Source organism: Dysosmobacter acutus, from assembly GCF_018919205.1.
Classification (GTDB): Bacteria; Bacillota; Clostridia; order Oscillospirales; family Oscillospiraceae; genus Oscillibacter; species Oscillibacter acutus.
In genome coordinates this window covers 2816670-2832921 of record NZ_JAHLQN010000001.1, presented here as the reverse complement: position 1 = coordinate 2832921, position 16252 = coordinate 2816670, and the positions used below count along the sequence as shown (strand labels likewise).

Below are 16252 nucleotides of genomic sequence, written 5' to 3'. Positions count from 1 at the left end.
TTGAACGTATGTCAAGAATTGGTAGAATGCCCATTACCGTCCCCGCAGGCGTCACCGTCACGGTCGCCGAGGGTAATGTGGTTACCGTCAAGGGACCCAAGGGCGAGCTGAGCCAGGCTCTGCGCCCCGAAATGATCATCAAGCAGGACGCCGGTGTGCTCACCGTGGAGCGTCCTTCCGACGACAAGCTGCACCGCAGCCTGCACGGCCTGACCCGCACGCTGCTCAGCAACATGGTTGTGGGCGTCAGCGAGGGCTACAAGAAGGAACTGGACGTCAACGGCGTGGGCTACAGAGTGGCGAAAGACGGCAAAAACCTGGTTATGAATATCGGATTTTCCCATCAGGTGATCGTCTCTGAAATTGAAGGCATCACCATTGATGTTCCCGCTCCCAACAAAATTGTGATCAGTGGATGCGACAAGCAGAAGGTGGGCCAGTTCGCCGCCGAAGTCCGCGAGAAGCGTCCTCCCGAGCCTTATAAGGGCAAGGGCATCAAGTACGCCGATGAGGTCATCCGCCGTAAGGTTGGTAAGACCGGCGCCAAGAAGTAAGGAGGTGTGCCGAAATGATTAAAAGACCTGACACCAACGCACAGCGTTTGAAGCGCCACAAGAGGGTGCGTGCCAAAATTTCCGGCACCCCCGAGCAGCCCCGTCTGAATGTGTTCCGCAGCGAAAAGAACATCTACGCCCAGGTGATTGACGATGTCAACGGCGTCACCTTGTGCAGCGCTTCCTCCCTGGATCAGTCCATCGAAGGGTACGGCGGAAACAAGGCCGCGGCCCGCGGTGTGGGCAAGCTGGTGGCTGAGCGCGCCCTGGCAAAGGGCATTGAAACCGTGGTCTTTGACCGCGGCGGATACCTGTACCACGGCCGTGTGGCGGAACTGGCTGAAGGCGCCCGTGAGGGCGGCCTCAAATTCTGATCGGAGGGAGGAACAACAAAATGGCAAGATTTGAAAGAGAGCCCAGTGAGTTTTCCGAGAAAGTTGTGTCCTTGAACCGAGTGTCCAAAACCGTCAAGGGCGGCCGTATCTTCAAGTTCGCGGCGCTGGTTGTCGTGGGTGACGGCAAGGGCCGCGTGGGCTATGGCCTGGGCAAGGCCGCCGAAGTTCCCGAGGCAATCCGCAAGGGAATTGAGGATGCAAAGAAGAACCTGGTGACCGTGACGCTGTCCGGCACCACCATTCCCCATGAGATCATCGGTGAGTTCGGCGCCGGCAGAGTGCTGCTCAAGCCCGCAGCTCCCGGTACCGGCGTGATCGCCGGCGGCGCAGTGCGTGCCGTCGTCGAGGCCGCCGGCATCAAGGACATCCGCACCAAGTGTCTGCGCTCCAACAATGCCAACAACGTTGTGGCTGCCACTTTCGAAGGCCTGAAAGCAATGAGAGGTCCTGAGGAAGTCGCCCGCATCCGTAGCAAGAGCGTAGAAGAGATTGTGGGTTAAGGAGGAGCTTAAGATGGCAAACTTAAATATTAAGCTCGTCAAGAGCCTGAACGGCAGACTGCAAAAGCAGATTGCAACCGCCAACTCCATGGGTCTGCGCAAGATCGGTGATACTACCGTGCAGCCCGACAATGAACAGACCCGGGGCAAGATCGCCAAGATCGGCTATCTGCTTCAGGTTGAAGAAGCCAACTAAGGGGGTGCGAGACTATGAAACTGAATGAACTGTCTCCCGCTGCCGGCTCCACCCGTGAGGCCTATCGCAAGGGCCGCGGCAACGGCTCCGGCAATGGCAAGACCGGTGGCCGCGGCCACAAGGGCCAGAAGGCCCGCAGCGGCGGCGGAGTCCGCATCGGCTTCGAAGGCGGCCAGATGCCCCTTTCCCGCCGTGTCCCGAAGCGCGGCTTCAACAACATCTTTGCCAAGCCGCTGGAGATCATCAACCTCAGCGCGCTGAACGCTTTTGAGGACGGCGAGACCGTCACCAGCGAGGCGCTGCTTGCCAAGGGAATCCTCAGCAAGTGCGAATATGGATACAAAGTCCTTGGCAACGGAAAGGTGAACCGCAAAGTCACTGTACAGGCATCTGCTTTTTCCAAGTCTGCCAAGGAGGCAATCGAGGCGGCAGGTGGAAAGGCAGAGGTGATGTAACGTGATCCAAACAGTACGCAAAGCGTGGGCTATCCCCGAGCTGCGGAAGAAGATCATCTTTACACTGCTGATTCTGCTGATTTTCCGTATTGGTAATGCGATTACAGTTCCGTATGTCAACGTGAAGCTCCTGGGAGCCTATCTGGACTCCATGAGCGCCACTGTGTTAGGACTCTACAACGTGATGTCCGGCGGTGCATTTGCCTCCGCCACGGTCTTTGCGCTGAGCATCCAGCCCTATATCAACAGCTCCATCATCATCCAGCTGCTCACCGTGGCCATTCCCGCCCTGGAGCGGATGGCCAAGGAGGGCGGCGAGGAAGGCCGCAAGAAGATCCAGTCCATCACCCGCTACGCCACCGTGGCCATTGCCATTTTGCAGGGCTTCGGTTACTATATGCTGATGAAGAACAACGGACTTCTGAGCGTGTCCGATCCCACGATCTGGACTGCTCTGGTGATCATTGTCACCTTTGTGGCAGGTTCCTCCTTTGTGATGTGGATGGGTGAGCAGGTGACGGAGTTCGGCATTGGCAACGGTATCTCCATCATCCTGTTCGCGGGCATTCTCTCCCGTGTTCCGGCCATGGTCTCCAGCATGATCGACAGTGTGAAGATCTGGTCCGGTATCCAGGGCGGAACGCTGACCGTAGAGAGCGTAATGAGTGCCTACAACTATACCGAAGCCCAGGCCCAGTCCTATCTGAATCAGGCGCTTGCCCCTTGGGGCATCGCGCTGATCCTGGTGGGCATGCTGGCGCTGGTGGTCTTCATCGTGTTCATCAACGACGCCGAGCGCCGCATTCCCGTGCAGTATGCCAAGCGTCAGGTGGGCCGGAAAATGTACGGCGGCCAGAGCACCCACCTTCCCATGAAGGTCAACATGGCCGGCGTGCTGCCCATCATCTTTGCCCAGAGCATCGCGTCCCTGCCGGCCACCATCGCCGCCTTCTTCAAGGCGCCGAAGGAGGGCACCTTCACGTATTCTCTGCTCAATGCCATTGACACCAAGTCCATCCTCTATATGGTGATCTACTTCCTGATGATCATTGGCTTCAGCTATTTCTATGCCACCATTCAGTTCAACCCGGTGGAGATTTCCAACAACCTGAAGAAACAGGGCGGCTTCATCCCCGGCTTCCGTCCGGGCAAGCCCACCACTGACTTCATCAGCAAGGTCCTCTCCAAGATCACGCTCTTTGGTGCCATCTACCTGGGTATCGTGGCCATCTGCCCGCTGATTGTCGGCAAGATTATGGGCAATTTCTCCCTTTCCATCGGCGGAACCTCCGTCATCATCGTGGTCGGTGTTGCGCTGGAAACCGTCAAGGCTCTGGAATCCCAGATGCTGATGCGTCAGTACAAGGGTTTCCTGGAATAAGAAGGGAAGCGCAATGAAACTGATTTTGCTGGGTGCTCCCGGCGCCGGCAAGGGCACACAGGCGGAAGTCCTGTGCAGGGAGCTGCAAGTTCCCGCGATCTCCACCGGCAACATCCTCCGCGCGGCCATCAAAAACGGAACGCCCACCGGCCAGGAGGCCAAGGGGTATATGGACGGCGGCAACCTGGTGCCGGATGACATCATCATCCGCATCGTCACTGAGCGTCTAAGGGAGGAAGATTGCAAAAACGGCTATATCCTGGACGGGGTGCCCCGCACCATCGCCCAGGCTGAGGCCCTGGAGAAAGCCGGAATTCAATTCGACGCTGTCCTCTCCATTGAGATCTCCGACGAGGCTATCATGGAGCGCATGAGCGGCCGCCGTGTATGCGAATCCTGCGGGGCCAGCTACCATCTGGTAGCTGTGCCTCCCAAGGTTCCCGGCGTGTGTGACAAGTGCGGAGGCAAGATAGTACAGCGCAAGGATGATAAGCCCGAGACGGTGAAAGAACGTCTCCAGGTCTATCATAAAGAGACAGAACCGCTGAAGGGCTTCTATGAGGCCCGGGGCATTCTGAAGTCTGTGGAGACCCGGCCTACCCTGGCCGAGACCTCTCAGGCCATCCTTCATGCGGTAGGGAGATAAGATATGATTACCTTGAAATCCCCGCATGAAATCGAAGCGATGCGCCAGGCTGGAAAACTTACCGCGGCTGCCCGTGCCTTGGCAGGGGAAATGGTAAGGCCCGGCGTAACAACCCAGGAAATTGACGAAGAGGTATACCGGTTTATCACAAAGCACGGCGCCGTCCCGTCCTTTCTGCACTACAACGGCTTTCCCGCGTCCGTCTGCATTTCAGTGAATGATGAGATCATTCACGGGATTCCCGGCAAGAGAATCCTCCAGGAGGGCGACATTGTCAGCGTGGATGTAGGAGCTTACATCGGCGGATACCACGGCGACTGTGCGGCAACTTTCCCCTGTGGAAAGATCTCGCCTGAGGCCCAGCGTCTGATCGACGTGACCCGGCAGAGCTTTTTTGAGGGGATCGCCTATGCCAGGGAGGGACATCGCCTGGGAGATATCTCCTCGGCGATCCAAGCCTATGCGGAGGCAAACGGATTCTCCATCGTGCGCGAGTATGTCGGTCACGGCATCGGCACCAAGATGCACGAATCACCGGAGGTGCCCAACTACGGGCATCCCGGCCGGGGGCCGCGGCTTTTGCGGGGCATGACTCTGGCAATCGAACCCATGGTGAACGCTGGCAGCGCTGCCATCTGCCAAATGCCGGACGGCTGGACGGTAAAGACGGCGGACGGAGCCTATGCGGCCCACTATGAAAATACGATACTCATCACGGACGGGGCTCCGGAGCTTCTGACGGACCCGGTGTGACGCAGGTGTGAAACGTATGGACATTGCAAAATCAAATATTGTGAAAGCATCCGCCGGCAGAGACCGGGGCAAGCTCTTCTACGTCCTTTGCGTGGAAGGGGAGTACCTGCTGCTGGCGGACGGGAAGGGCCGCAGGGTGGAAGCCCCGAAACGAAAAAAGCGCAGGCATGTGCAGTTTGTTTCAGCGGAGCAGACCCGTCTTTCCGACAAGATCAGAAGCGATGAAAAAATCACAAACAGCGAGCTTCGCAGAGCCCTCGCGAGTTTTCGCGAGACAAGTAATCTGGACCAGGAGGGATAACCTTTGGCAAAATCCGACATGATTGAAGTGGAGGGCGTGGTGGTCGAGTCCCTGCCCAACACGACGTTCCAGGTCGACATTGGAAATGGACACACGATCTTAGCGCATATTTCCGGAAAACTAAGGATGAACTTCATCAGGATTCTGCCCGGTGATAAGGTGACGGTGGAGATGTCTCCCTATGACCTGACCCGTGGCCGGATTACCTGGCGCAGCAAATAGGAGGTTTATTAGTATGAAAGTAAGACCGTCCGTGAAGCCCATGTGCGAAAAGTGCAAAGTGATCCGCCGCAAAGGCCGGGTCATGGTGATTTGTGAGAATCCCAAGCACAAGCAGAGACAGGGCTAACTTTAATTGGAGGTGCTGAAACAGTATGGCAAGAATTGCCGGCATTGACCTGCCGAAGGATAAGCGGATCGAAATTGGCCTGACTTATATCTATGGAATCGGCAGAAAGAGCGCCAAGGACATCCTGGCGCGCACAGGCATCAACCCTGACACCCGCGTGAAGGATCTGACCGACGCCGACGAGGCCAAGCTTCGTGAGGCGATTGACAAGGATTATACCGTGGAAGGCGACCTGCGCCGCAATGTGGCGCTGGATATCAAGCGTCTCACGGAAATCGGCTGCTATCGCGGCATGCGGCACCGCAGAGGTCTGCCCGTCCGCGGCCAGCGCAGCAAGACCAACGCAAGAACCCGTAAGGGCCCCAAGAAGACCATTGCGAACAAGAAGAAGTAAGGAGGGAGATTGAACGATGGCAACAGCGAAAGCAGGAGCCGGTAAGAAGGTCATCCGCCGGCGTCGCGAAAAGAAGAACATTGAGAAGGGCCAGGTGCATATCCGTTCCTCCTTCAACAACACCATGGTGACTGTCACCGATACACAGGGCAATGCAATCTCCTGGGCCTCCTCCGGTGGACAGGGATTCCGCGGCAGCAAGAAGTCCACTCCCTTTGCGGCCCAGACCGCGGCGGAGGTGGCCGCCCGCGCCGCTATGGAGCACGGCCTGAAGACCGTTGAGGTCTTCGTCAAGGGCCCCGGCCAGGGCCGCGAGGCCGCCATCCGCGCGCTGCAGGCAGTTGGTCTTGAGGTGACCATGATCAAGGACGTCACCCCCATCCCCCACAACGGCTGCCGCCCCCCCAAGCGTCGCCGCGTCTAATCGAAAGTAGGAGGTATAAAGCATTATGGCAAGATATACCGGAGCAGTCTGCCGCCTGTGCCGCAGAGAAGGCCAAAAGCTCTTCCTGAAGGGCGACCGCTGCTATACGGATAAGTGCTCCATCGAGCGCCGTGGCTATGCCCCTGGCATGCATGGCAACGCAAGAAACAAGAAGCTGTCCGAATATGGCGTGCAGCTGCGTGAAAAGCAGAAGGCCAAGCGCTATTACGGCGTTCTGGAGAATCAGTTCCACGAGTATTTTGAAATGGCCAACAAGCGTCAGGGCATGACCGGCGAGAACCTGCTGTCCATCCTTGAAACCCGTCTGGACAACGTAGTCTATCGTCTGGGCTTTGCCATGAGCCGCGCCGAGGCCCGCCAGCTGGTCCGCCACGCCCACTTCACCGTCAACGGCCGGAAGGTCAACATCCCTTCCTACCTGGTGAAGCCCGGCGAGGTCATTGCGCTGGCTGAGAATTCCCGCAGCATTGAAAAGTTCAAGGGTTCTCTGGAAGCCAATGGTTCCCGCGTGATTCCCAAGTGGCTGGAGATGGATAAGAACAACAATGTGGCAAAAGTCATTGCAGTACCCGCGAGAGAGGATATTGATCTTCCCATCGAGGAACACCTCATCGTTGAGTTGTACTCCAAGTAATAGGAGGAAACCCTCGATCATTAAAACCATTCTTAACGGCGCAGTGCCGTATTGCGCCGTCATGCGAAGAAGGAGGGTAACTGCATGATTGAAATTGAGAAGCCCCAAATCGAGTGCATCGAGACTCCGGGTGATGCAACCTATGGCAAGTACGTGGTGGAACCGCTGGAGCGCGGCTACGGCACGACGCTGGGCAACGCGCTGCGCCGCGTAATGCTCTCGTCCCTGCCCGGAACCGCGGCCACATCCATCAAGATCGCCGGGGTGCAGCATGAGTTCTCCACCATCCCCGGCGTCAAGGAGGATGTGACGGAGATCGTCCTGAACATCAAGGGCCTGCTGACCAAGCTTCACAGCGAGGGCGGCAAGACAGTCTATATTGAGGCAGTTGGCCCTTGTGAAGTGACTGCCGGCGACATCAAGAGTGACGGCGAGGTGGAGGTGCTCAACCCCGACATGCATATCGCCACGCTGGACAACGGCGCCACGCTGAACATGGAGATCACCTTGTCCCATGGCCGCGGCTATGTTTCCGCCGATCACAACAAGCCCCAGCAGCCGGTGATCGGCGTGATCCCCGTGGACTCGATCTATACCCCTGTGTATAAGGTCAACTACACGGTGGAGCCCACTCGCGTTGGGAGTCTGACCGACTTCGATAAGCTGACTTTGGAAGTGTGGACCGACGGTACCATCTCCGCCAGGGACGCCGTGTCCCTTGGAGCCAAGATCCTCTGCGACCACTTCACCCTCTTCACTGACCTCAGTGAGAGCGTGGGCAGCAAGCCCACCGTGGTGGAAAAGGCCGAGACTCAGCGGGATAAGGTGCTGGAGCTGACCATCGAAGAGCTGGATCTCAGCGTCCGCAGCTTCAACTGCCTCAAGCGCGCCAATATCAACACCGTGGAGGACCTGATTTCCAAGACGGAGGACGAGATGATGAAGGTGCGCAACCTGGGCCGCAAGTCACTGGAAGAGGTCATCAACAAACTGGCCATGATGGGCTTGTCCCTGGCCGACGACGACAATAACTGAGCATCAGGGGACGCCCTGATGAAGCCACAAAATTCCTGATAAGGAGGGAACTCAAATGCCCGGAACCCGTAAGCTTGGCAAAACCACCGACCAGCGCAGGGCCATGCTCCGCCAGCAGGTCACCGACTTCCTGGACAACGGCAAGATGGAGACCACCGTCACCCGCGCCAAGGAGATCAAGCCCATGGCTGAAAAGATGATTACGCTGGGTAAGAAAAACGACCTGGCCGCCTATCGCCAGGCGCTGAGCTTTATCACCCGCGAGGATGTCTGCAAGAAGCTATTCAAGGAGATTGCTCCTACCTATGCGGAGCGCAACGGCGGCTATACCCGCATTGTGCGCACCGGTGTGCGCCGCGGCGACGCCGCTGAAACCGCCATCATTGAGCTGGTGAAGTAAGTCCATTTAACAAAAAGCCCTTTGCTATGTGACATGGAGCGCATAGCAAAGGGCTTTTGTTTTATGATTTGAGACCATGCAAAGGGAGGAGCGGCCATGCCGCCCCCTCCTCCGCCATGGAACGCTTTCCGTCCGCCATGCCGCAAAACGGCCGCGAGAGCCCGCTCCACCTTTTGCGGCGTCACCACAAACTGAGATCGTCGTTGGGAATCCGGGCATCTCAGGTGTATTCTGTGCAACTGAGAGATGCCTTCCTATCCAAATAGTATTTTTTAAATAAAAAATCCAATTTGTATTTACTTTTTGCCTGTATGCGGAGCCCCAGCCCGCAATGGAAGGGAGAATCCGACGTCTTGGGGGAGTGGATGGATTTTACAGAACTATTACTGTTCAAAATTAAAATGAAATGGTATGATAAAGGAAAAAGGAGGTGCGGCTATGCGGGAAGTGTACTGTGAAGAGTGCGGGAAACGCTACGACTATGATGTGGATGACTTCTGTCCCCGCTGCGGCGCTTATAACGCGCCCCATAGAAGCAGCACATCCGCTGTTCGGGTGGATGGACTGAACGAGCGGAATCATGCGGATTCTTTTGTACATACCGAGCTGCACAAGGAGGAAAAGGTGCGCCGGAGGGTGGGACTGGAACAGCCGGACCGCCGGATCAAAAAGCAGCCGGCGCCCCAAAAACCGACACCCCAAAAGGAGACTGGTAAAAAAGAAAAGCAGCCGGGCACCGCGGCGGTTATAGTAGCGGTTCTGGTGATTCTCCAGGCCCTGCTGAAGATGTGCGCCGCGTGATCGCATATTTTTCCAGATTCCATAAAACATAGAAAAACCGGGAGATTTTTGCTGAAATCTCCCGGTTTATTTATATGCCGCCGTCACAAACTACGAAAGCCGAATTTGTGAGGAGGTCTTGTCATGCGCCGTATCTTGATGATTGTTTTTCTGCTGTTTGTGCTGATGTTTCCCAGCCCGGAGCCCGACGCCGTCGTCTCCGCAGAGGCGGATGTGGAGATCACCCACTATGTGGCGCTGACATTTGACGACGGACCCCGGCGCGTCACCACGGAACGGCTCTTGGACGGACTGCGCCAGCGGGGGGCCAGCGCCACCTTTTTCCTGATCGGCCAACAGATCGAAGAGAACGCGGATGTGGTGCAGCGGATGAAGGCGGAGGGCCATCAGGTGGGCAATCACACCTGGTCCCATGTGAAAATTGAGGGGATGAAGCAGGGCGAGGCGCAGGAGGAGATCCGTCTCACGGACCAGTTGCTGAAAGAGCTGCTGGGGGAGGATACGTACTGGCTCCGTCCGCCCTACGGCCTGATTGAGCAGCGGGAGCGGCCCTGGATCACCGTGCCCATGGTGCAGTGGTCCGTGGACCCGGAGGACTGGAAGTACCAGAACGCGGACCGGGTGGTCTCTTCGGTTTTAAACCATGTGGAGCCCGGGTCCATCATCCTGCTTCACGACACCTATCCCACCTCTGTGGACGCGGCGCTGCGGATTGTGGACACCTTGCAGGGCCAGGGCTATGAGTTTGTCACCGTGGAGGAGCTCCTTGCCCTAAGCGGCGTGGCGCCTCAGGCGGGCACCATGTACCTCTCCGCTGACCAGTCCCACTAAAAGCAGAAGAAGTGGTCGGGATAATGGACAAAGCACCAGGCCATGGTGTAGAGGCCAAGAGCGGTACAGACGATCAAAACACAGAGCAGCATGCCCACCCAATCGTACTTGATCCGGCTGCGGCGCCCCGCGGCCAGAAGTGTCTCCACCCCCAGGCTCACAAGGGCCAGGGGCGCCGCCTGAAGAACCCAGCGCAGGTCAAGGTTTGGAAAGAACATGGAGATCAGCATGCAGACTCCGGAGACCACCAGAACCAATCCCATGGTGATCGTGCCAACCCGGCGGACGCCGGGCTCCTTCTCCGGAACGGGAGTGGGCTCATTCATCCTGATTTGCCTCCTTGTCACTGCCTTGGGTCAGCGTGATGACCGACGGGCCGTCCGGCTGGCCCGACGGATCGTCGCTCTGCCGGGGATCGTTCTGCTCCGGAGGGACAAAGGAGTAGTCCTCCTCGTCCTCTTTTGGCTTGGGGCCGCGGATGAACCAGATGCCAAGGCAGATGATCAAAATGGTGACTACGGCCCTGGGCAGGGTGTACATCACAAGGCTCCGGACCCACCAGAAGCCATCCCAGTAATTGGTGAGCAGGTCCATCAGCTGGTCCATCACCGTATTGTAGAACACATAGATGCCAAGAGCCACCAGTCCCCAGCCGATGATGCTGTGGCGCCGCATGCACAGGGCGCTGAGGCGCTGACTGTCCAGCTCGGAAAGGCCGAACAGGTACTCATCGCTCTGCATGTCGTCTTCCGGCTGGTTGCGCAGGTTGTAGCTGTCAAAGAAGGCGTAAATCCAGATCACCGGCAGCAAAATGGCCAGCTCGCCGATGTTGAGAAAGGACGCGATGCCGATGATGGCGCAGCACATTCCCAGCAGGGATACGCCGCGTTTCATATACCCCTGAAACATCTGGCCGCAGCCGGGGATACAGGCGCAGAGAAATAAGAGGATCCCACTTTTACGATTCATGATTTAATTCCCTCCAATTGTGATTGCTGTTTCCGGAAAAGGCGCTGAACGCGCCGTCCAATTTATCGAAGATGGTATTGAGCGAGTCGCTCCATTGCTGAGGCCAGCTGCCCAGGTTCTGCGTAAAAGCCGTATCCGCCTGGGAGAGCTGGCTGGAACGCTCCACTATGCCTCCAAAGATACCGAACCCCCAGAGGGAGAACACGATGATGAGCGCGGCCGCCGCCGTGGCGTAGCGGCTGGTCAGGATGCGGATGGAGCGCAGACGGATCCGGTGCCACAGCCCGCCGTGGCAGGAGCACACCGGCGTCTCCAATTCAGTCTCCGCCAGAAGGTCGGTGTATCGCATCAGACACACGTCGCAGTAGGAAAGATGCTCTGCGATTTCCAGCCGGGAGAGGTCACTGAGTGTTTTTTCACCTTGTAAAGCGAACAGTGCCTCATCCGTCAGATGCCCGTTTTCATGAAACAGGTCCATTGCGCTCCCTCCTTTCCAGTTCTTCCCGCAGGAGCCGCTTGCCGCGGGACAGCTGCGTATGTACGGTTTTAACGGGTCTGCCCAGCGTTAGGGCGATTTCCTCAGGTCTTTTTTCCTCCAACAGGGCCAGAACGCAGACCCGGCGGTATGGCTCCTTCATCGCCCGGATCATGCTGGCGATGGCGGCCGCCTCGCTGCGGGCAATGGCCTGGGCTTCCAGAGGAGGAGCGGCGGCCAGGGGAAGTGCGTCGTCGCCGGGCAGGACCGTGCGGCGGCGGTAGGCGCTTTGCAGGTAGTCCTTTGCCTTGTTGACGGCAATTCGGACCAGCCACTGCTTTGCGTACCCTTTCGGACAGCTGTCACGATGGGTGTAGGCGGAGAGGAACGTCTCCTGGGTCAGGTCCTCCGCCGCGGCGCTGTCCTGCACCATCTGGCGGCAGACGGTGTAGACAAGCCGTTCGTATTGGATGACCAGCTGGTCAAAGGATTCATTTGTCGTAGCCGGCCACCTCCCTGCTGCGCTGCGCTGTCTATGATACGATGCGCCGGGCTGTGTTTCTTCAAAAAAACAGAAGAAATTTTTAAGTCCGGACACGCAGCCCCGCAAGCAGAGCGGACAGAAGCCGGTCATTTGGTGAAACTGGCCGCTCTGAAGACATTCAGACCCACGCAAGCCGGAGAATTATGCTTGCCTCTCCAAAAGGCCTGTGTTAAAATGGTAATAAATCTATCCAAATTCTCTGCACAGCTTAATTATTATGACCATTATACCACAGGACGATGAAAACGGAGGGTGCAAATGAATGATTTGCTGACAAAAATACAGGATAAACTGGATCTGATGCCCAGAAGGCAGAGAACGCTGTGCGAGTATATCTGCAAAAATCTGTTCGAATGCAGTGCCCTGACCATCGTGGAGATGGCGGAGAAGGCGCGGGTGGGAACCACCACCGTGATCCGGACCATCCAGGCCCTGGGCTACGAAAGCTATGTGCAGTTTAAAAATGACCTGCACGAGGTGGCGGTGGAACAGGCAAAGACCTCCTATGCAGGATATTGGGACCTGACCAGGAGACAGTTGGAGCAGGGGAGGGATGGAGAAGGGGTATCCACCCTGCTGACGGAATGCGAAATCGTTTCCAAGCGGCTGAACCAGCGGGAGTTCATCGGGAAGATTGAGGAGGGCGCCGGCATGATCCTGCGCGCGCGGCGGATCTTCATCATCGGGCTGCGGTCCTCCTACCCCCTGGGACTGTATCTGGGCAGCCTGCTGACGCGCCATGGCCTGTCCGTCTGCCAGCTCAGCGACTCGGCCGATTATATGTATGACGTTCTGGCGGGGATGACTGGTGAGGATGTGCTGATCGCGGTGGCTTCCGCCCATCTCATTGTCAAACGGACGGTGGAAGTGGTGCGAATCTGCCATGACCGGAATATCCCCACCATCATTTTGACGGATTCCTCCGATACCATTTTATATAAGGAGGCAACCCTGGCGATCAATACGGAGTGTACGGATTGGAACATGACCATGACTGCGGTCTCGATTTTCATTGCAATAGAGCTCCTGTGCCAGGAGGTGGGCGCCAGGACCGTCAGCATTACGCAGGGAAGGCTCAAGCAGATAGAGGATTTCCTGCGGACATATCAGCTTGAAATATGGGACAGCGGCAGCATTGGGACCGGAGGAGATCAATAGGAAAAAGGACGCAATTTACCTCCGCTTTATGGGCGACAAGTTTTATTACCAAAATTGGTATGAAAAATCACCAAAAATAGAATTCGAAACATAGATAAAAGAGAGAAAAGGTTAAAAATTATATCTTTATTCTTGACGGAGGAAAAGAGCGATTATATACTGGGAGTAACAAGGAGAAAACAGCGGCGGAATCCGAAAAAATTGACTGGGGCGGCGTGATTGCCGTCAGGGCCAGGGGAGAGTGCGTATGGAGAGTTATTTTGACGCAATGCCCGATCGTAAGGGCACCAATTGCTATAAATGGGATGGATTGAAAAGCACGTACGGCGACGGGAACCTGATGCCCTTCTGGATTGCCGACATGGAGTTTGCCACCCCTCCGCAGATCCGGCGGGCGGTTGAGAGGCGGCTGGAGTGTCCTGCGTACAGCTATACCTTTGCGGATGACGGATATTTTGAGAGCATTGTCGGCTGGTATCTCTGTAGACACGGCCTCCGGGTGGAAAAAGAGGAGATTCTCCCCCTGCCGGGCGTGGTGATGGGCATTGCCCATGCGCTGAATGTGGTGACAAAACCTGGGGACCGGGTCATTGTCAATACACCGGTCTATGACCCCTTTATGGATGTAATTGTGCGCTTGGGCCGGGTGGTGGCGGATGTGCCGCTGGTACGGGGAGAGACACGGTATACGCTGGATCTCCGCGGCATTGAGGAGCGGCTGAAACAGGGGGCAAAGGCCTACATTCTGTGCAGTCCTCACAATCCTGTGGGCCGGGTTTGGGAGCGGGAGGAACTTGCCGCCGTGGCAGAGCTGTGCCAGCGGTATGGGGCGGTGCTGATCGCGGATGAAATCCACAGCGATCTGGCGTTCAGCGGGCATACCCATATCCCTGTCCTGTCGGTTTCAAAGGAGGCGGAGCAATGCGCCCTGCTGCTCAATTCCCCGGCGAAGACCTTCAACCTGTCCAGCTTTAAGTCCGGCTATCTGCTGACAAAGAACCGGGAGCTGATGTCCCGTCTTCGGGAGGAGATTACGAAATACCACATGGGGGTGTGTTTTTTGGGGTATCTGTCCACCAAAACAGCCTACGGGGAGTGCGCCGGCTGGGTGGATGAGCTTGTGGCATATCTGGAGGAAAACGCCCGGTACGCCTGCTTGTACCTCCGGGAAAACCTTCCGAAGGTCCAGGTGCACATGCCGGAGGGCACGTTCTTGATGTGGCTGGACTTCAGCCGGTATCACCTGCCCCAGCGGCAGCTGATGGAGCGGATGGCTAAAGAGGCCCGCCTGGCGGTGAGCGACGGAGCGGAGTACGGCCCCGGGGGAGAGGGGTTCATCCGATTCAACATAGGAGCACCCAGGTCATACCTGCGCTATGGATTGGAGCAATTGAGAACTGCGTTCGCGTTTTGAAAAAATAAAAAGAAAGGGAGACCAGAAGATGAAAAAGCGCATTTTATCCGCGATGATGGCCATTGCAATGACGGCGGGGCTGCTCAGTGCCTGCGGCGGGAGCGGAGGATATGCCTCCGGCGGAGCTGCGTCCAGCGGCGCAGAGAAGACCGTGAAGGACAGCGTAACCGTTGTGCTGAACAGCGAGCCCAACGGAATCGATCCACAGCAAACCAATCAGATCAACGCATTTGTCATTCAGGCCCAGGTGTTCGACACCCTTGTGACCATTGGCGGGGACGGCACTCCCCAGCCCTGCCTGGCCGAGTCCTGGGAGACGGTGGATGAGTGCACGGTACGCTTCCACCTGCGGGATGACGTCACGTTCCACAACGGAGAAAAGATGACCGCGGAAGACGTGCGCTACAGCATTGAACGCGCCACCCTCAACGCCAACTCCGCCACAATGTTTTCCGCCTTTGACGGGGAAAAAACCGCGGTGGTGGACGAGACCACGGTGGACATTGTGACCAAGGAGCCCTTTGCCGCCATTTTTACATATCTCTCCATGAGCCGCGCAGGCATTGTCTGCAAAAGCGCTGTGGAGGAGATGGGCGATGATGAGGCCAAGCGGACGCCCATCGGCACCGGCGCCTTTCAATTTGTGGATTGGAGCGCCGGAACCCAGGTGACTTTGGAGCGCAACGAGAATTTCTGGGGTGAAAAGCCCGCCTATACGACCCTGACCTTCAAGTTTGTCACCGAGGCGGCCAGCCGGGCCATTGAAGTGGAGACCGGCAATGCCGACATCGCCTTCAATCCCGACGCCAGCGATGTGGATCGTCTGTCCGGCAGCGGGGATGTGACCACGGTGATCACTCCGGCCTTTGGCGCCACCAGCATTTATCTGAACCCTTCAGATCCGGTCCTGAGCGATTTAAAGGTTCGACAGGCCATGGCCTATGCCCTGGATTTGGAGGCCATTGCGGAATCTGTTTACGGCGCCATGGGCTCCGCCCCCGGCGGGATCTGCGCGCAGTCCTTTACCTCCGCCGCGAAGCTGGACCTTTGCCCGTATGACCCGGACAAGGCCAGGCAGCTGCTGAGCGAGGCCGGCTATGGGGAAGGCGAGGCGGAGATCACCGTGCTGGCCTATACCGCCAGCGATGTGCAGAGCATTGCTGAAATCTGCCAGAACATGTGGAAGGCGGCCGGGTTCAAGGTCAATCTGGTGCAGGCGGATATGTCTGCGGTCCTAAGCGACGTCCGTGAGTATAAGGGCAGCTGCTGGATCTGCGGCTGGAGCTATGCAGCGGACGACGGCGGGTTCTTCATCGGGGACTTTGACCCCACCTACACCGGAAACTTTACCTATGCCTTTGAAAGCCGTATTACAGACCTGAAGAACCAGGCCGCCTCCTGCATGGACCCGGAAGAGCGCAATGAGCTCTACCGTCAGGCCCAGGAAATCCTCTACTATGAGGATATGGCCATCATCACCGTCGCGGATAAAAATATCGCATACCTGACCACGCCCAATGTGACCGGCTTCGTCGGCGCCGCCAGCGGCGCCCCCTATCTGGGCGACATTGTTGTCTATCAATAATCCCGGCAGAGCTCTGGGGACTGCGGGGCGCGGTGGG

General features: G+C 57.3%; 25 protein-coding genes. 21 read left to right on the top strand and 4 right to left on the bottom strand.

Features of this window, described 5'->3' with window-relative positions; genetic code table 11:
- Positions 1-8: 8 nt before the first annotated feature.
- The 18 genes from rplF to KQI82_RS13770 all read left to right on the top strand — a co-directional run bounded on the left by rplF (position 9) and on the right by KQI82_RS13770 (position 10070).
- A complete protein-coding gene (rplF, locus tag KQI82_RS13855; RefSeq protein ID WP_216633296.1) occupies positions 9-554 on the top strand; it encodes a 50S ribosomal protein L6 in 546 nt (181 codons plus the stop codon).
- A 14-nt stretch (positions 555-568) separates the two neighbouring features.
- Positions 569-928 carry a 50S ribosomal protein L18 gene (rplR, locus tag KQI82_RS13850; RefSeq protein WP_216633295.1) on the top strand — a complete coding sequence of 120 codons (360 nt, stop codon included), beginning with the start codon at positions 569-571 and terminating at the stop codon, positions 926-928.
- A 20-nt stretch (positions 929-948) separates the two neighbouring features.
- Positions 949-1449, top strand: a complete 501-nt coding sequence (gene rpsE / locus KQI82_RS13845; RefSeq protein ID WP_216633294.1) for a 30S ribosomal protein S5 — start codon at positions 949-951, stop codon at positions 1447-1449.
- Positions 1450-1462: 13 nt separating this feature from the next.
- Positions 1463-1645, top strand: a complete 183-nt coding sequence (rpmD, locus tag KQI82_RS13840; protein ID WP_187333322.1) for a 50S ribosomal protein L30 — start codon at positions 1463-1465, stop codon at positions 1643-1645.
- Positions 1646-1659: 14 nt separating this feature from the next.
- A complete protein-coding gene (gene rplO / locus KQI82_RS13835; protein WP_216633293.1) occupies positions 1660-2100 on the top strand; it encodes a 50S ribosomal protein L15 in 441 nt (146 codons plus the stop codon).
- Position 2101: 1 nt separating this feature from the next.
- Positions 2102-3481: a preprotein translocase subunit SecY gene (gene secY / locus KQI82_RS13830; RefSeq protein ID WP_216633292.1), complete on the top strand. Its 1380-nt coding sequence runs from the start codon at positions 2102-2104 to the stop codon at positions 3479-3481.
- Between the two features lie 13 nt (positions 3482-3494).
- Positions 3495-4127, top strand: coding sequence for an adenylate kinase (locus KQI82_RS13825; protein WP_216633291.1), 633 nt, complete (start codon positions 3495-3497; stop codon positions 4125-4127).
- A 3-nt stretch (positions 4128-4130) separates the two neighbouring features.
- Complete coding sequence (gene map, locus KQI82_RS13820; protein ID WP_216633290.1) at positions 4131-4880, top strand: type I methionyl aminopeptidase; 750 nt, start codon at positions 4131-4133, stop codon at positions 4878-4880.
- A 16-nt stretch (positions 4881-4896) separates the two neighbouring features.
- Positions 4897-5181: a KOW domain-containing RNA-binding protein gene (locus tag KQI82_RS13815; protein ID WP_216633289.1), complete on the top strand. Its 285-nt coding sequence runs from the start codon at positions 4897-4899 to the stop codon at positions 5179-5181.
- Between the two features lie 3 nt (positions 5182-5184).
- A complete protein-coding gene (gene infA / locus KQI82_RS13810; RefSeq protein WP_021858709.1) occupies positions 5185-5403 on the top strand; it encodes a translation initiation factor IF-1 in 219 nt (72 codons plus the stop codon).
- A gap of 13 nt (positions 5404-5416) precedes the next feature.
- Entirely contained in the window at positions 5417-5530 is a 114-nt protein-coding gene (rpmJ, locus tag KQI82_RS13805; RefSeq protein WP_014116882.1) for a 50S ribosomal protein L36, read from the top strand.
- Between the two features lie 25 nt (positions 5531-5555).
- Complete coding sequence (rpsM, locus tag KQI82_RS13800) at positions 5556-5924, top strand: 30S ribosomal protein S13 (protein WP_187333328.1); 369 nt, start codon at positions 5556-5558, stop codon at positions 5922-5924.
- 16 nt (positions 5925-5940) lie between these two features.
- The gene (gene rpsK, locus KQI82_RS13795) at positions 5941-6348 is read left to right on the top strand and encodes a 30S ribosomal protein S11 (RefSeq protein ID WP_187333329.1); all 408 of its coding nucleotides are present in this window, start codon (positions 5941-5943) and stop codon (positions 6346-6348) included.
- Between the two features lie 25 nt (positions 6349-6373).
- Positions 6374-7003, top strand: a complete 630-nt coding sequence (gene rpsD, locus KQI82_RS13790) for a 30S ribosomal protein S4 (RefSeq protein WP_187333330.1) — start codon at positions 6374-6376, stop codon at positions 7001-7003.
- An 84-nt stretch (positions 7004-7087) separates the two neighbouring features.
- A complete protein-coding gene (locus KQI82_RS13785; protein WP_216633288.1) occupies positions 7088-8038 on the top strand; it encodes a DNA-directed RNA polymerase subunit alpha in 951 nt (316 codons plus the stop codon).
- Positions 8039-8093: 55 nt separating this feature from the next.
- Positions 8094-8438: a 50S ribosomal protein L17 gene (gene rplQ, locus KQI82_RS13780; RefSeq protein ID WP_187333332.1), complete on the top strand. Its 345-nt coding sequence runs from the start codon at positions 8094-8096 to the stop codon at positions 8436-8438.
- Positions 8439-8876: 438 nt separating this feature from the next.
- Positions 8877-9239 carry a hydrogenase maturation nickel metallochaperone HypA gene (locus KQI82_RS13775; RefSeq protein ID WP_216633287.1) on the top strand — a complete coding sequence of 121 codons (363 nt, stop codon included), beginning with the start codon at positions 8877-8879 and terminating at the stop codon, positions 9237-9239.
- 123 nt (positions 9240-9362) lie between these two features.
- Positions 9363-10070 (top strand): polysaccharide deacetylase family protein, encoded by a 708-nt coding sequence (locus KQI82_RS13770; RefSeq protein WP_216633286.1) that lies wholly within the window; start codon positions 9363-9365, stop codon positions 10068-10070.
- Here KQI82_RS13770 and KQI82_RS13765 read toward each other — a convergent pair.
- From KQI82_RS13765 to KQI82_RS13750, 4 genes are read right to left on the bottom strand one after another with little or no spacing between them, the layout of a single operon-like run.
- Complete coding sequence (locus KQI82_RS13765; protein WP_216633285.1) at positions 10067-10396, bottom strand: hypothetical protein; 330 nt, start codon at positions 10394-10396, stop codon at positions 10067-10069. The genes KQI82_RS13770 and KQI82_RS13765 overlap by 4 nt on opposite strands.
- Positions 10389-11039 (bottom strand): hypothetical protein, encoded by a 651-nt coding sequence (locus tag KQI82_RS13760; protein ID WP_216633284.1) that lies wholly within the window; start codon positions 11037-11039, stop codon positions 10389-10391. Before KQI82_RS13760 ends, KQI82_RS13765 begins: the two co-directional genes overlap by 8 nt.
- A complete protein-coding gene (locus KQI82_RS13755; protein ID WP_216633283.1) occupies positions 11029-11517 on the bottom strand; it encodes a hypothetical protein in 489 nt (162 codons plus the stop codon). The genes KQI82_RS13760 and KQI82_RS13755 overlap by 11 nt, the downstream gene beginning before the upstream one ends.
- A complete protein-coding gene (locus KQI82_RS13750; protein ID WP_338148985.1) occupies positions 11501-12112 on the bottom strand; it encodes an RNA polymerase sigma factor in 612 nt (203 codons plus the stop codon). The genes KQI82_RS13755 and KQI82_RS13750 overlap by 17 nt, the downstream gene beginning before the upstream one ends.
- A 204-nt stretch (positions 12113-12316) precedes the next feature.
- On the opposite strand from KQI82_RS13750, the gene KQI82_RS13745 reads away from it, so the two are divergent.
- The 3 genes from KQI82_RS13745 (at position 12317) to KQI82_RS13735 (ending at position 16215) form a co-directional block, all read left to right on the top strand.
- Positions 12317-13216 carry a MurR/RpiR family transcriptional regulator gene (locus tag KQI82_RS13745; RefSeq protein ID WP_216633281.1) on the top strand — a complete coding sequence of 300 codons (900 nt, stop codon included), beginning with the start codon at positions 12317-12319 and terminating at the stop codon, positions 13214-13216.
- A gap of 247 nt (positions 13217-13463) precedes the next feature.
- The gene (locus tag KQI82_RS13740; protein ID WP_216633280.1) at positions 13464-14630 is read left to right on the top strand and encodes a MalY/PatB family protein; all 1167 of its coding nucleotides are present in this window, start codon (positions 13464-13466) and stop codon (positions 14628-14630) included.
- Positions 14631-14658: 28 nt separating this feature from the next.
- Positions 14659-16215 (top strand): ABC transporter substrate-binding protein, encoded by a 1557-nt coding sequence (locus KQI82_RS13735; RefSeq protein ID WP_216633279.1) that lies wholly within the window; start codon positions 14659-14661, stop codon positions 16213-16215.
- Positions 16216-16252: the final 37 nt, after the last annotated feature.

Bases quoted from the DNA above. Each gene is read 5' to 3' on its own strand.
- rplF (WP_216633296.1), top strand. From the start codon at position 9: ATGTCAAGAATTGGTAGAATGCCCATTACCGTCCCCGCAGGCGTCACC.
- rplR (WP_216633295.1), top strand. From the start codon at position 569: ATGATTAAAAGACCTGACACCAACGCACAGCGTTTGAAGCGCCACAAG.
- rpsE (WP_216633294.1), top strand. From the start codon at position 949: ATGGCAAGATTTGAAAGAGAGCCCAGTGAGTTTTCCGAGAAAGTTGTG.
- rpmD (WP_187333322.1), top strand. From the start codon at position 1,463: ATGGCAAACTTAAATATTAAGCTCGTCAAGAGCCTGAACGGCAGACTG.
- rplO (WP_216633293.1), top strand. From the start codon at position 1,660: ATGAAACTGAATGAACTGTCTCCCGCTGCCGGCTCCACCCGTGAGGCC.
- KQI82_RS13825 (WP_216633291.1), top strand. From the start codon at position 3,495: ATGAAACTGATTTTGCTGGGTGCTCCCGGCGCCGGCAAGGGCACACAG.
- map (WP_216633290.1), top strand. From the start codon at position 4,131: ATGATTACCTTGAAATCCCCGCATGAAATCGAAGCGATGCGCCAGGCT.
- KQI82_RS13815 (WP_216633289.1), top strand. From the start codon at position 4,897: ATGGACATTGCAAAATCAAATATTGTGAAAGCATCCGCCGGCAGAGAC.
- rpmJ (WP_014116882.1), top strand. From the start codon at position 5,417: ATGAAAGTAAGACCGTCCGTGAAGCCCATGTGCGAAAAGTGCAAAGTG.
- rpsM (WP_187333328.1), top strand. From the start codon at position 5,556: ATGGCAAGAATTGCCGGCATTGACCTGCCGAAGGATAAGCGGATCGAA.
- rpsK (WP_187333329.1), top strand. From the start codon at position 5,941: ATGGCAACAGCGAAAGCAGGAGCCGGTAAGAAGGTCATCCGCCGGCGT.
- rpsD (WP_187333330.1), top strand. From the start codon at position 6,374: ATGGCAAGATATACCGGAGCAGTCTGCCGCCTGTGCCGCAGAGAAGGC.
- KQI82_RS13785 (WP_216633288.1), top strand. From the start codon at position 7,088: ATGATTGAAATTGAGAAGCCCCAAATCGAGTGCATCGAGACTCCGGGT.
- rplQ (WP_187333332.1), top strand. From the start codon at position 8,094: ATGCCCGGAACCCGTAAGCTTGGCAAAACCACCGACCAGCGCAGGGCC.
- KQI82_RS13775 (WP_216633287.1), top strand. From the start codon at position 8,877: ATGCGGGAAGTGTACTGTGAAGAGTGCGGGAAACGCTACGACTATGAT.
- KQI82_RS13770 (WP_216633286.1), top strand. From the start codon at position 9,363: ATGCGCCGTATCTTGATGATTGTTTTTCTGCTGTTTGTGCTGATGTTT.
- KQI82_RS13765 (WP_216633285.1), bottom strand. From the start codon at position 10,396: ATGAATGAGCCCACTCCCGTTCCGGAGAAGGAGCCCGGCGTCCGCCGG.
- KQI82_RS13760 (WP_216633284.1), bottom strand. From the start codon at position 11,039: ATGAATCGTAAAAGTGGGATCCTCTTATTTCTCTGCGCCTGTATCCCC.
- KQI82_RS13755 (WP_216633283.1), bottom strand. From the start codon at position 11,517: ATGGACCTGTTTCATGAAAACGGGCATCTGACGGATGAGGCACTGTTC.
- KQI82_RS13745 (WP_216633281.1), top strand. From the start codon at position 12,317: ATGAATGATTTGCTGACAAAAATACAGGATAAACTGGATCTGATGCCC.
- KQI82_RS13740 (WP_216633280.1), top strand. From the start codon at position 13,464: ATGGAGAGTTATTTTGACGCAATGCCCGATCGTAAGGGCACCAATTGC.
- KQI82_RS13735 (WP_216633279.1), top strand. From the start codon at position 14,659: ATGAAAAAGCGCATTTTATCCGCGATGATGGCCATTGCAATGACGGCG.